This window comes from Rhizocola hellebori (assembly GCF_016862955.1).
In the GTDB taxonomy this organism is placed as follows: Bacteria; Actinomycetota; Actinomycetes; order Mycobacteriales; family Micromonosporaceae; genus Rhizocola; species Rhizocola hellebori.
In genome coordinates this window covers 65,652-78,659 of sequence record NZ_BONY01000015.1, presented here as the reverse complement: position 1 = coordinate 78,659, position 13,008 = coordinate 65,652, and the positions used below count along the sequence as shown (strand labels likewise).

13 protein-coding genes are annotated in these 13,008 nt (G+C 67.1%); 11 read left to right on the top strand and 2 right to left on the bottom strand.

The genetic code is table 11. The features are described from left to right. Nucleotides 1–4: 4 nt before the first annotated feature. The 11 genes from Rhe02_RS14585 (at nt 5) to hypE (ending at nt 8,763) form a co-directional block, all read left to right on the top strand. Nucleotides 5–1,801, top strand: a complete 1,797-nt coding sequence (locus Rhe02_RS14585) for a nickel-dependent hydrogenase large subunit (RefSeq protein WP_203908741.1) — start codon at nt 5–7, stop codon at nt 1,799–1,801. Then, nucleotides 1,794–2,393, top strand: coding sequence for a NifU-related iron-sulfur-binding protein (locus tag Rhe02_RS14580; RefSeq protein ID WP_203908740.1), 600 nt, complete (start codon nt 1,794–1,796; stop codon nt 2,391–2,393). The genes Rhe02_RS14585 and Rhe02_RS14580 overlap by 8 nt, the downstream gene beginning before the upstream one ends. Further along, complete coding sequence (locus tag Rhe02_RS14575; RefSeq protein WP_203908739.1) at nt 2,390–3,250, top strand: DUF5947 family protein; 861 nt, start codon at nt 2,390–2,392, stop codon at nt 3,248–3,250. Before Rhe02_RS14580 ends, Rhe02_RS14575 begins: the two co-directional genes overlap by 4 nt. Continuing rightward, nucleotides 3,250–3,879: a DUF6084 family protein gene (locus Rhe02_RS14570; RefSeq protein ID WP_203908738.1), complete on the top strand. Its 630-nt coding sequence runs from the start codon at nt 3,250–3,252 to the stop codon at nt 3,877–3,879. The genes Rhe02_RS14575 and Rhe02_RS14570 overlap by 1 nt, the downstream gene beginning before the upstream one ends. 5 nt (nt 3,880–3,884) lie before the next feature. Continuing rightward, nucleotides 3,885–3,989, top strand: coding sequence for a DUF6893 family small protein (locus Rhe02_RS50890; protein WP_373320633.1), 105 nt, complete (start codon nt 3,885–3,887; stop codon nt 3,987–3,989). Nucleotides 3,990–4,062: 73 nt separating this feature from the next. After that, nucleotides 4,063–5,301 carry a hypothetical protein gene (locus tag Rhe02_RS14565; RefSeq protein WP_203908737.1) on the top strand — a complete coding sequence of 413 codons (1,239 nt, stop codon included), beginning with the start codon at nt 4,063–4,065 and terminating at the stop codon, nt 5,299–5,301. Then, nucleotides 5,298–5,801 (top strand): hydrogenase maturation protease, encoded by a 504-nt coding sequence (locus Rhe02_RS14560; RefSeq protein WP_203908736.1) that lies wholly within the window; start codon nt 5,298–5,300, stop codon nt 5,799–5,801. Before Rhe02_RS14565 ends, Rhe02_RS14560 begins: the two co-directional genes overlap by 4 nt. Nucleotides 5,802–5,822: 21 nt before the next feature. Further along, nucleotides 5,823–6,236: a hydrogenase maturation nickel metallochaperone HypA gene (locus tag Rhe02_RS14555; protein ID WP_203908735.1), complete on the top strand. Its 414-nt coding sequence runs from the start codon at nt 5,823–5,825 to the stop codon at nt 6,234–6,236. Continuing rightward, complete coding sequence (locus Rhe02_RS14550; protein WP_373320632.1) at nt 6,211–6,555, top strand: HypC/HybG/HupF family hydrogenase formation chaperone; 345 nt, start codon at nt 6,211–6,213, stop codon at nt 6,553–6,555. The genes Rhe02_RS14555 and Rhe02_RS14550 overlap by 26 nt, the downstream gene beginning before the upstream one ends. Next, entirely contained in the window at nt 6,539–7,684 is a 1,146-nt protein-coding gene (gene hypD / locus Rhe02_RS14545; protein ID WP_203908733.1) for a hydrogenase formation protein HypD, read from the top strand. Before Rhe02_RS14550 ends, hypD begins: the two co-directional genes overlap by 17 nt. Further along, on the top strand, nt 7,681–8,763 hold the full coding sequence (gene hypE / locus Rhe02_RS14540; RefSeq protein WP_203908732.1) for a hydrogenase expression/formation protein HypE: 1,083 nt from the start codon (nt 7,681–7,683) through the stop codon (nt 8,761–8,763). Before hypD ends, hypE begins: the two co-directional genes overlap by 4 nt. Here the strand turns inward: hypE and hypF are convergent. Beyond that, nucleotides 8,746–11,031, bottom strand: coding sequence for a carbamoyltransferase HypF (hypF, locus tag Rhe02_RS14535; RefSeq protein WP_203908731.1), 2,286 nt, complete (start codon nt 11,029–11,031; stop codon nt 8,746–8,748). The two genes, hypE and hypF, sit on opposite strands and share 18 nt — an antisense overlap. 172 nt (nt 11,032–11,203) lie before the next feature. Beyond that, nucleotides 11,204–12,763, bottom strand: a complete 1,560-nt coding sequence (locus Rhe02_RS14530; protein WP_239123822.1) for a GMC oxidoreductase — start codon at nt 12,761–12,763, stop codon at nt 11,204–11,206. Nucleotides 12,764–13,008: the final 245 nt, after the last annotated feature.

Here is a 13,008-nt window from a genome sequence, read left to right as displayed (position 1 = left end):
AAGCATGGCAAAAACCAAATCAGACCGGCCTGGTGACGGTCTGATCGAGATGGCCTGGGATCCGATCACCCGGATCGTCGGAAGCCTTGGCATCTATACGAAAATCGACTTCACCGAGAAGAGGGTGGCGGAGTGCTACAGCACCTCCTCCATCTTCCGCGGCTACAGCATCTTCATGAAGGGCAAGGATCCGCGCGACGCGCATTTCATCACCAGCCGGATCTGCGGCATCTGCGGCGACAATCACGCCACCTGCTCGGTTTACAACCAGAACATGGCCTATGGGGTACGCCCGCCCGCGCTCGGTGAGTGGATCATCAATCTCGGCGAGGCCGCCGAATACATGTTCGACCACAACATCTTCCAGGAGAACCTGGTCGGGGTCGACTACTGCGAGCGGATGGTGCGCGAGACCAACCCGGGCGTGCTCGACCTCGCCGACCGCACCGCGAGCCCGGGCGCGGAAGCCCACGGCTACAAGACAATCGGCGAGATCATGCGCGCGCTCAACCCGCTCAGCGGCGAGTTCTATCGCGAAGCGCTGCAGGTGAGCCGGTACACCAGAGAAATGTTCTGTCTCATGGAGGGACGCCACGTGCACCCCTCCACGCTCTACCCGGGCGGCGTCGGCACGGTCGCGACCATTCAGCTTTTCACCGACTACATGACCCGGCTGATGAAGTACGTCGAGTTCATGAAGCGGGTCGTGCCCATGCACGACGACCTGTTCAACTTCTTCTACGAGGCGCTGCCCGGCTACGAAGAGGTGGGCCGGCGCCGGGTTCTGTTGGGGTGCTGGGGAAGTTTCAACGACCCGGAGTATTGCGACTTCCGCTACGAGAACATGGCCAACTGGGGCCGCAAGATGTTCGTGACCCCGGGCGTGGTCGTCGACGGAAAGCTGGTCACCACAAGCCTCGTCGACATCAACGTCGGCATGCGCATCCTGCTCGGCAGTTCCTATTACGACGACTGGGCCGGCAAGGAAAAGTTCGTCACCCACGACGCGCTCGGCAACGCGATCGACGAGCGGCACCCGTGGAACCAGCACACCATCCCGCAGCCACAGCGCCGCGACTTCGACGACAAGTACAGCTGGGTGATGTCGCCGCGCTGGTTCGACGGCAAGGACCACCTGGCCCTGGACACCGGCGGCGGTCCCATCGCCCGGCTGTGGGCGACCGCGCTGGCCGGTCTGGTCAACAATGACTACGTCCAGGCCACCGGGCACAGCGTCGTCATCAACCTGCCGCGCACCATGCTCAAGCCGGAAGCCAGGTTCGAGTGGACGCCGCCCAAAGACAAGCAGGGCAACTGGCTCAGCAACGCCATCGAGCGCAACCGGGCCCGCACCTACTTCCAGGCCTACGCCGCGGCGAGCGCGCTGCATTTCGCCGAGCAGGCGCTGGCCGAGGTGCGCGCGGGCAAGACCAAAACGTGGGAGACGTTCAAGGTGCCCCAGGAGGCGGCCAGCGTCGGCTTCACCGAGGCGGTGCGCGGCGTGCTGTCGCACCATATGGTGATCCGCGACGGGAAGATCGCCAACTATCACCCCTACCCGCCGACGCCTTGGAACGCAAGCGTTCGCGACTCCTACGGAACACCCGGCCCCTACGAGGACGCGGTGCAGAACACGCCGATCTTCGAGGAGAACCCGCCGGAAACCTTCAAAGGCATCGACATCATGCGGGCGGTACGAAGTTTCGACCCCTGCCTGCCGTGTGGCGTCCACATGTATCTGGGCGGCGGCAAGACCCTGCAGAAGCTGCACACACCAACCGCGTTCACCGGCAATGGCTGAGCGGGCGGTAATACCGGCGGCCCCGGACATCCGGGAAACGGGCCGGCGGGTCGAGCAGCTGCTCGACTCGCTGGCCTCCACCGCCGAGCCGCAGCTGCGCATGCACGCCGAAGAGCTGGTGGGTCTGCTCGTCGAGCTCTACGGCGAAGGTCTGAACCGCATCGTTTCGATCGTCGGCGAACAGTCCCCCGCCGAAGCCGCCCGCATCACCGGCCTGATGATTTCCGACGAGCTCGTGTCAGGACTGCTGGTGCTGCATGGGCTGCACCCGCTTGATCTGCGCACCAGGGTGCAAGCGGTCCTCGATCGCGTCGTGCCCTCGCTCGCCCAGCCCGCACCAAAGGTCGAGCTGCTCGCGGTCAGCGATGCCGGCGCGGTCCGGTTGCGGTGGACCGCCGCCGCCTCCGGTTGCGGCTCGGGCGGCTGCGGCTCGGGCGGATCCGGTGACCGGCAACGGCTGGAGGAAGCCATCCTCGACGCGGTCGCCGACGTGACCGCGGTGGAGGTCGAGCAGATCGAGTCTCCGAAAGCGCCCACCCTCATCCCGGTGGAGTCACTATTTCGCGATCGGGCGTCGGTGGTGAACCGGTGACGCAGACCGGACTGCGCCGGTTCGTGCGGCCCGTGCCCGTTGGGGAAGTCGGCACGGCCACCGCACCCGCCCTCGCGGAAGGCGGCTCGGCCACCGCTCACGCCACCGCGGAAGGCGGCTCGGCCACCGCTCACGCCACCGCGGCAGGCGGCACAGCCACTGCTCACGCCACCGCGGCAGGCGGCACAGCCACCGCCCACGCCGCCAGGGAAAGCGGCTCGGAGGCGCAGGGCGCTGCCGCGGAAAGCCTTTCCGCTGACTACCGCGCAAGCCCGGCGCGGGTGGGTGAGCGGTGCGAGATGTGCGCACAGCGCCTGCCCGACCGGCACACCCACCTGGTGGACATGACTTCGCGTTCGCTGATGTGCTGCTGCCGCGCCTGCTTCTTCCTCTTCGAGCCCGAAGGCGCGGCCGCCGGCCGGTACCGGCCCGTGCCCGAGCGGTATCTGCACGACCCCGCCTTCCAGCTCACCCAGGCGCAATGGGACGAGCTGGCGATTCCGGTGGGGGTGGTGTTCGTGTTCGCCCAATCAAACTCGACCGAGCCGGTCGCGTTCTACCCCAGCCCCGCCGGCGCCACCGAATCCCTGCTGCCGCTTGGCATCTGGGATCAGGTGATGCAAGCCAACCCGGGGTTCGCGGAGGTGCGGCCCGACGTCGAGGCGGTGCTGCTGCGCCGCGACGGCGAACGTTTCGACGGATACCTGATCCCCATCGACGCCTGCTATGACCTGGTGGGCCGAGTTCGGTTGAAGTGGAAGGGATTCGGCGGTGGCGAGGAGCTCTGGCAGGCCGTGGCGGACTTCTTTGGCGAGCTGGCCGAGCGCGCCGCCCCGGTCACCCGCGGGCGGCACTGATGGGTGAGCTGAGCTTCGAATGTGTGGGGGCGCGGGCGACCCCGCACGCGGCTGTGCCCACGCTGACGCTGCGCCTGCGGGTGACCGAGCGCACCGGGGTGAGGGTGGGCGCGATCGCGCTGCGCTGCCAGATCCAGATCCTGCCCGCCCAGCGGCGCTACTCGGCCAAGGAGGGGCAGCGGCTGCACGACTTGTTCGGCGACCCCTCCCGCTGGGGCGAGACCCTCAAACCCTTGCACCTCACCACGTTGACGGTCATGGTGCCGACGTTCAGCGACAGCATCGAGATCGACATTCCGATCCCCTGCTCCTACGACCTCGAGGTCGCCGGGAGCCGCTATTTCGCCTCGCTGGACGACGGGCTGGTGCCCATGCTGCTTCTGTTCAGTGGCACGGTCTTTCACCAGGGGCCGACCGGCCTGCTGATCGAACAGGTGCCGTGGCACTGCGAATGCGCGTATCGGCTGCCGGTGGCGGTCTGGCGGGAGATCATGGACATGTACTTCCCCGACGCAGGATGGTTGCGGCTGCGCCGGGACACCTTGGATGCGCTGGCCGCGTTCAAGTCAAGCCGCGCTTTGGTGACGTGGAACGAAGCCGTGCAAGCGCTGTTGGCGGAGAGGATCTGAGGCGGATGTTCAAGAAGCTCGTCATCTCGGCGGTGGTCATCGGGGTCGCGGCGGTGGTCTACACCTCGCTGCCGGACATCCGCCGGTATTTGCGAATGCGCAATATGTGAGCGACGCCCGGCCGTCCGCGCGTCGCCGTCCCATTTGCCAGTTCGCTGACAATATGTCGGTATCGTGTCGGTCGTGAGCACCGAGCTGGCTCAGCAGGTGGCGGACACGATCCTCCTTGAGGGATACGTGCTCTACCCGTACCGCGCGTCGGCGCAGAAGAACCAGATCCGCTGGCAGTTCGGCGTGATCTTCCCATCCGGCCATGACGAGCCGCACCGTCAGGTGACCGAGTGCCTGATCGAGCTCGGCGACAAGGCGGAGCTCGACCTGGTGCTGCGTTTCCTTCAGCTACAACGCCGCTGGAGCGAGCCGGTCTGGGACGAGGGCGTGCTGCGCGAGGTGCCCGCCTGGGTGGCGCTGGACCCGGCCGGGGTGGACGTGACCATTCCGTTCACCATCGACGCCGGGGTCGACTCCGATGGCACGACCACCCGGCAGCGGTGGCCGCTGTCCGGCGAGGTGCATGTCACCGGCTACCCGCTGGAGGGCCCCTATGGCTTGATGCGGCTACGCATCGAGGTGACCAACACGTCCGGCTGCGATCCGGCCCCGCTGGATCGCCCAGACCTGTTGCGGCACAGCCTGATCACCGCCCACTCTCTGCTCGCGGTGACCGGCGCGACCTTCGTCTCGCTGCTGGAGCCGCCCGAGTGGGCCAAGCCCGCCGTCGCCTCCTGCGTCAACGAGCACACCTTTCCTGTCTTGGTGGGTGAGGGACGCACGGACGTGATGCTCTCCTCGCCCATCATCCTGTACGACTACCCGCAGATCGCCCCCGAAAGTCCCGGGGACCTGTGCGACGCCACCGAGATGGACGAGATGCTGGTGCTGCGCACGCTGACGCTCACCGATGACGAGAAGCACGAGGCGCGGGCCACCGACGCGCGCTCGGCCGAAATCATCGACCGCGTCGAGTCGATGCCGCCGGAGTTGCTCGACCGTCTGCACGGCGCCATCCGCTATCTGCGCCGCGTCGGCGAACCGGAGGCCGCCACCGTCCCGGTCCCCTGGTGGGACCCGGGCGCGGACAGCTCGGTGTCACCGGAAACCGATCGGATCGCCGTGCCCGGCGGTGAGGCCGGCCGTGGCAGCCGGGTGCGGCTGCGCCCACGCGAAAGCGGTACAGATGCCCAGGACATGTTCCTGCGCGACCGCACCGCGCTTGTCGAAGCCGTTCTGTCCGATGTAGACGGTGCCACCCATCTCGCCGTGACGCTGGAGGACGATCCCGCCGGTGACCTGCTCCAGTGGCAAGGCCGCTACCTGTATTTCAGCCCGGAAGAGGTAGAGCTTCTGGGAGACAACGCGTGAACGGCATTCTGGTGGCCGGGGTCGGCAACATCTTCCTGGGCGACGACGGCTTCGGGGTGGAGGTGGCCAGCCGGCTTTCCACGCATCCGGGCTCGCCGCTGCCGGAAGGCATCAAGGTGCGCGACTTCGGAATCCGCGGCATGCACCTGGCCTACGAGCTGCTCGACGGCTACGACGGGCTGATCCTCGTCGACGCCGTGCAGCGCGGCGGCGAGCCCGGGGAGGTCTACCTGATCGAGCCGGACCTGGACGATCTGCCGGCCTCCGAAGCCCCGGCCATGGACGCCCATTCGATGTCGCCGGACACGGTCTTCGCCCTCCTCAAAGCGCTGGGCGGCACCGTAAAACACCTCTATGTCGTCGGTTGCGAGCCGGCCGACCTCGGCGAGCGGATGGGCTTGAGCCCCGCGGTCGCCGCGGCCGTCGACGGCGCGGTTCTCCTGGTTCGCGACCTCGCCCTGCAGCTTCACGCCCGGCGTGAAGACCCAATCATCGCTTGAAACAGAAAGGCACCACACACCATGCATGAGTTCGGGCTGTGTCAGTCGATTCTCGAAGCGGTCCAGCGCCGGGCGGCCGGGCGGCCGGTGACCGAGGTGCGGCTGCGCATCGGCGCGTTGCACCGGGTACAGGACGAGGCCATGAACCAGGCTTTCGCCTTCGCCGCCACGGGCACGGTGGCCCAGAACGCCCGCGTCGCCATCACCACCATGCCGGTGCGGATGAACTGCGACAGCTGTGCGGCGCAGGCACAGGGAACCGAGCTGCTGCCCGCGTGCCCGCAGTGCGCGGGGACGTCGCTCACCCTCGTCGGCGGCGATGAGCTGATGCTGGAATCGATCCGGCTCGCGGCCGGGGTGCACCAGCCCGCCAACGACCCGATTCACGAGTCCGGCGACGGCCACACCCATGTCCCCTCCCCGATCGGCGCGTGAAACACAGATGTGCCTTGGCATCCCCGGTCAGGTCCTCGAGCTCATGACCGAACATCCAGACCTGGCCCGGGTTGACGTCAGCGGTGTGCGCCGCGTCATCAACATCGGCCTGCTCGACGAGGAAAATATCCAGATCGGTGACTGGATTCTGATCCACGTCGGGTTCGCGCTTTCCAAGATTGACGAGACCGAGGCCAAGGCGGCGCTTCAGTTCCTGGAGGACATCGGCGACGCCTATGCCGATGAGCTGATGGCGCTGCAATCGTCGGCCATCCTCGACGAGCAGCAGGCGGAGGTGCCCGATGCGGTACGTGGATGAGTACCGCGACGCCGACAAGGCGCGGGCATTGGCCGCCCGGATAGCGCAGCTGTGTGAGCCGGGACGGCAATACAAGTTCATGGAGGTGTGCGGCGGCCACACCCACACCATCTACAAGCACGGCATCGAGGACTATTTGCCGGAAGCCATCACCCTGGTCCACGGACCGGGCTGCCCGGTGTGCGTCATCCCGATGGGCCGCGTGGACGATGCCATCCACCTCGCCGAGCAATCCAGCGTCATCATGGCTTCCTTCGGAGACATGATGCGGGTACCGGGTGGGAGTCGCTCCTTTTTGGACGCCAAGGCGGCCGGCTGCGACATCCGCATGGTCTACTCGCCGCTGGACGCCCTCAAACTCGCCCGCCAGAACCCCGACCGGCGGGTGGTTTTCATGGCGATCGGCTTCGAGACCACTGCCCCGTCCACGGCCATGACCGTGCTGCGAGCTGCGCGCGATGGGCTGACGAACTTCTCCGTCTTCAGCAACCACGTCACGATCATCCCCGCCATCAAAGCCATCCTCGACTCCCCCGACCTGCGGCTGGACGGATTCCTCGGCCCCGGTCACGTGTCGACGGTCATCGGCTGCACGCCTTACGACTTCATCGCTGCCCAGCACGCCAAACCGTTGGTGGTGGCCGGATTCGAGCCGCTGGACATCCTGCAGTCGATCTACCAGCTGATGGTGCAGCTCAGCGAGGGCCGCAGCGAAATCGAGAACCAGTATTCGCGGGTGGTGGCCTGGGCGGGCAACGCCAAGGCGCTGTCGGTGCTGACCGAGGTGTTCGAGCTGCGACCCCAGTTCGAGTGGCGTGGGCTCGGCTTCATCTCGCACTCCGCGCTGCAGGTGCGGGAAAAGTACGCCGCCTTCGATGCCGAACGGCTCTTCGAACTGCCCGGGGTCCGGGTGGCCGATCCCAAGGCGTGCCAATGCGGGGAGGTGCTCAAGGGGGTGCTCAAACCTTGGGAGTGCAAGGTGTTCGGCACCGCGTGCACCCCGGAGACGCCGATCGGCACCTGTATGGTCTCGCCCGAGGGCGCCTGCGCCGCCTACTACAACTTCGGCCGGTTCAGCCGCGAACGCCTACAGCAGGCGGGTTCGCCGCTGGCGGTGATCTCACGATGACCACCACCGGCGAGCTGGAGTTGCGTGTCCTGGACCGGATAGACAAGGCACGCCGTCGCAAGGCGAAGATCACCGATGAGCGGGTGACCCTCGCCCACGGCGCGGGTGGCAAAGCCAGCCAGACCCTCACCGACGCCGTCTTTCTTGAGGCCTTCCGCAACCCGCTGCTCGAGCCCCTGTCCGATCAGGCCGTCTTCGGTATTGGCAACGCGCGGCTGGCCTTCAGCACGGACTCCTACGTGGTGCGCCCGCTGTTCTTCCCGGGCGGCGACATCGGCGACCTCGCTGTCAACGGCACCGTCAACGATCTCGCCATGGCCGGGGCCCGTCCGCTTTACCTGTCAGCCGGTTTCATCCTCGAGGAGGGCTTTCCGCTCGAGTCGCTGACACGCGTCGTCGCCTCGATGGCCCGCGCCGCGAACGCCGCCGGCGTCCAGATCGTCACCGGCGACACCAAGGTCGTCGAGCGCGGCAAGGCCGATGGCTGCTATCTCAATACCGCCGGCATCGGCGTCATCGAGCACCCGTTCGCGCTTACGGCCGACGCGGTCAAGCCGGGCGACGCCGTCCTCATCTCCGGCCCGATCGGCGAACACGGCGTCACCGTCATGCTCGCCCGTGGCGAGCTCGACATCGACAGTGACCTTTGCTCAGATACCGCCCCACTGCACGGGATCGTCGCCGATCTGCTCACGGCCGTCGATGGGGTGCGCTGCCTGCGCGACGCCACCCGCGGCGGCGTGGCCACCATCGTCAACGAAATCGCCCGCGCGGCCGACGTCGCTGTCGTTTTCGACGAACGCGCCATCCCCATGCGAGCCGAGGTTCGGGGCGCGGCGGAACTGCTCGGCATCGACCCGCTTTACCTCGCCTGCGAAGGCCGCTTCGTCGCCTTCGTCGAAGGCGCTCAAGCCGATGCGGCCCTTGCCTCCCTGCGGGCACACCCCCTGGGCACCGGCGCCGCGATCATCGGCCGCGTAGTAGCCGACCCGCCCGGCCTCGTCCTGCTGAAGACCGAATTCGGCGGCACCCGCATCGTCGACGTCCTCATCGGCGACCCCCTACCTCGCATCTGCTGACCCCGCGTCGCGGGTGGCGGCGATGGCGGCTTGGCCGATGCTGATGCCGCCGTCGTTGGCTGGGATGCGGCGGTGGGTCAGCACTTTGAACCCCCGCCGCTCCAGGTGCGCCACAGCCAGCTCAAGCAGCAGCACGTTCTGGAACACGCCACCCGACAGCGCGACCGTGCCCAGCCCGGACGTTTCCCGGATCAGCTGGCAACCGTCGGCAATGGACAGTGCCAGCCCGCGATGGAAGCGCATCGCGATGTCCGCGGCCGGCACATTGCGCTCCAGGTCCGCGAGGACCGCGGCGACCAGATCGGCCCCACGAATCTGAAACGGCATCTCTCCGAATTCTCTTATTTCTGACTGGTACCAGCCACGAGCCGCCTGGTTGGCCAGCTGCTCCAGCTCCACCGCCGCCTGTCCCTCATAGCTGACCTCGTCGCGTACTCCCACCAGGCAGGCCACCGCGTCGAAGAGCCGGCCCGCGCTCGAGGTGGGCGGGGCCGCGAACCCGGATCCGGCCAGCCTGGTCACCGCCTCCCACTCCCGCGGATACCGTTGCGCCACAGCGGGTGTCGCCGCCAGCTGGGCGCAATAGGCGGCCGCCATCCGCCACGGCTGCCGCACCGCCGACTCGCCGCCCGGCATCGGCACCGCGGCCAGATGCCCGGCTCGGCGCGCTTGAACGAGGTCCGCCACGAGGAACTCGCCGCCCCACAGCGTGCCATCGGTGCCATAGCCGGTGCCGTCGAAGGCCACCCCGATGACCGGGCCGGGCGACCCGTTGTCGACCAGGCAGGAGGCGATGTGGGCGTGGTGGTGCTGAACGCCGGCCAGCTCCAGCCCGCTCTCGGCCAGCTCCTGCGCGTGCTTTGTGGACAGGTAGTCGGGGTGCAGATCGTGCGCCACCACCACCGGGCTGATCCCGACGAGCCGGCTTAGATGCGTTATCCCGTCGGCATAGGACCGGAACGTCTCGTAGTTCTTCAGGTCGCCGAGGTGAGGCGATAGCGTCGCGCTGTCGCCCTGCGCGAGGCAAAAGGTGCTCTTCAGTTCCGCCCCGCAGCCCAGCACCGGCCGCGCCGCGGTGACCGGAAGCCGGATCGCCCGGGGCGCATAGCCCCGGGACCGCCGGATCAGCATCGGCTCGCCGCGGAAGCTGCGCGCCACCGAATCGTCGACGCGAAGATGGATCGGCCGGTCGTGGGTGAGGAAGGCGTCAGCGATGCCGCCGAGACGCTGCCGCGCATCCCCGTCAAGAAAAGCAATAGGCTCCTCCGAAACGTTGCCACTGGTCAGCACGAGCGGCCCGGCAAACTCCCGCATCAGCAACACATGCAGCGGCGTGTAAGGCAGCATCAACCCCAACTGCCGCTGCCCCGGCGCAACCGCCGCCGCCACCAACCCAGCTGGCTCTCGCCGGGGCACCAGCACGATCGGCCGCGCTGGGCTGGTCAGCAAAAGCTCGTCCGCCGGGGCGATCTCGGCCAGGCTACGCGCCATTTCCAGGTCGCTCACCATGACCGCGAAGGCCTTCTCGTCGCGATGTTTACGCTGGCGCAAGGTCCGGGTGCCCCGGTCCGAGGTGGCGTCCACGGCGAGGTGGTACCCGCCCAGTCCTTTCACCGCCACGATCTGACCCTCACGCAACAGCTGCGCCACCTTCGCTATGACCTCACCCGGCCCGCCCTCGAAGCCGGAAAGCCGCAGCCGTGGCCCGCAATCGGCGCAACAGACCGGCTGCGCGTGGAATCGCCGGTCGCCCGGATCGTCGTACTCCCGCCGGCACGGCTCGCACATCGGGAATCCCGCCATCGTCGTGCGCGGCCGATCGTAGGGCACGTCCTGCACGATGGTGAGCCGTGGCCCGCAGTTGGTGCAGTTGATGAACGGGTAGCCATAGCGGCGGTCATCCGGATCGGTCAGCTCACGCAGGCAGTCGGCACAGGTGGCGCAGTCCGGGGCGATCTGCGTCTGGCCGAGCCTGGCCAGCTGGCTGCCCGCGATCCGAAACCCGGTCTGCAGCCCGGTCGGGGTGACCTCCCGCGCCGTGACCCGATCGATCACCGCGAGCGGCGGCGCTTGCAGGCGCAGGTCGCGCTGAAACCCGGCCACCGCGTCTTCGCTGCCCTCAAGCTCCACGAACGCGCCCAGCGAGTTGTTGCCAACTACCCCCGAGAGCTGCCAGGACTTCGCCAGCGAGTAAACGAAGGGCCGGAACCCGACGCCCTGCACGACGCCCTCCACCTGAAGGTGCAGCCGTATGGTTCGCTCGGCCATGCTCATCGCCGCATCCCGCTTCCCACCGCGAAAGGTGAGGGGAGACTGTCAGTATCGCCGAACGCGATGACCGGCGAGCGCGCGCCGCGCCCACTAGAGCCGATTACGATCGATAGTCCAAAGTAGAATGCGGCAAGGGCCCGACCACGCTGTCAGGCCCTTGCGCAAGCCACTACAGATCTGTGGCGATGATTTGCTCGATGTTGCGCTCGGCGAGCGCGGTGATGGTGACGAACGGGTTGACGCTGGTGTTACCCGGAATCAGCGAGCCGTCGATGACGTAGAGACCCGGATACCCGTGCAGGCGACCATAGTTGTCGGTGGCCTTGTTCAGCACCGCCCCGCCCAGCGGATGGTAGGTCAGATGATCGCCCCAGATTTTGTACGTCCCGAAAAGATCGGTGCGATAAATCGTCCCCTCCTTGGCGTTGATCTTGTCGAAGATCGTCTTCGCCATGTTGATGGACGGCTGCTTCCACGCGGTCTGCCAGTTCAGATCGACCTTTCCCGCGGCGGCGTTCCAGGAGAACTGGGCACGATTCGGGTTCTTGGTGATGGACAGGTAGAACGAGGCGTAGGTTTCGATCCCGGTCGGCAGCGGTGCGACTTCGGCGAAAGCACCGCCCGCGGCCCAGTTGTCGATGCCGCTGCACGGAATCGATGACTGAAGGCTTCCGGTCGGATCCCACAGGTGGTTGGCACGGCCACACATGACGTTGCCGTTGTCACCCCAGCCCTGGCCCACCTCGGCGTTCAGGTTGGGCAGCGCGCCGGTGGCCTTCAGCTTGACCAGCAGCTTGCTCGTGCCCACGCTTCCCGCCGCGAAGAACACCTTGGCCGCCACCACGTTCTTGGTGGCCACCGTGTCTCCGCTGGTGCTGATCTGCTCGATGACGACGTTGTAGCCCCCGCCCGCCGCCGGGGCGACCGAGGTCACCCTGTGCTGCGGGAAGATCGTTACTCGGCCTGTCGCCTTGGCCTGAGCGATGTAGGTGCGCTGCAACGACTTCTTGCCGTAGTTGTTGCCGTACAGGATCTCACCGGCCAACGCCGACTTAGGAACGGTGCCGGCTGCCTCCTGCTTCATGTAGTCCCAGTCGTACACGTCGGGCACGAAGACGAATGGGAAACCTGAGCGCTGAGCGTGCTTACGGCCGACCCGGGCGTACTGGTAGGCAGCAGTGGTCTCGAACCACGCCGGGTCGATGGTGTTCACCCCGAGCGCCGCGTTGGCCCGGGGGTAGTAGGTGTTGTACATCTCGTCAGCGTTCACCGAGGGCAGGATCGCGCTGAAGTTCTCCCGCTTGGGGGTGACCGCCATACCGCCGTTGACGAGCGAGCCGCCACCGACCCCGCGGCCCTGGTACACGATAATGCCGCCCATCTCCTCGGCATCCAGGATCCCGGTGTAGCGCGGGATGTTCTTGTCGATGGGGAACCCCAGGAAGTTGCTCAGCGGCTGCTTGGTCTTCGTCCGCAGCCAATACGAGCGCTGGTCGGGGCTGGTCGTGTTGCAGAAGATCTTGCCGTCGGAACCCGGCGTGTCCCAGGCCATCCCCATCTCGTACATCTGCACGTTGACGCCTGCCTGGGCCAATCGGAGCGCGGCGACCGAGCCGCCGTAGCCGGTGCCGATGACCAGGACCGGGATGGTGGCCTCGGCGCCGACCCCCGCGGCGGCGGGGGCGGCGCTTGCCTGGGCCGTGACTACTGCTTGCCCGCCAAGCGTCACGGCTCCAAGAATAGAACCTGTTCTCACAATGAAACCGCGGCGCGACACGCGGTCGGTTTCATTGTTGTGCATGGTAGCGTCTGACATTGGACGCTCCTCACTCTGGACGGAATGAGAACAAGTTACAACTTCACCCCGGGGTCAAGTCAACACGTATCCATGCCCACCTTTGCTGCGGGCAGTCCGAAGTGGACGATGACGGGCCAGGCGGTCCAGGGGCGCACCGATCCGCCGGCGGGCAGCAC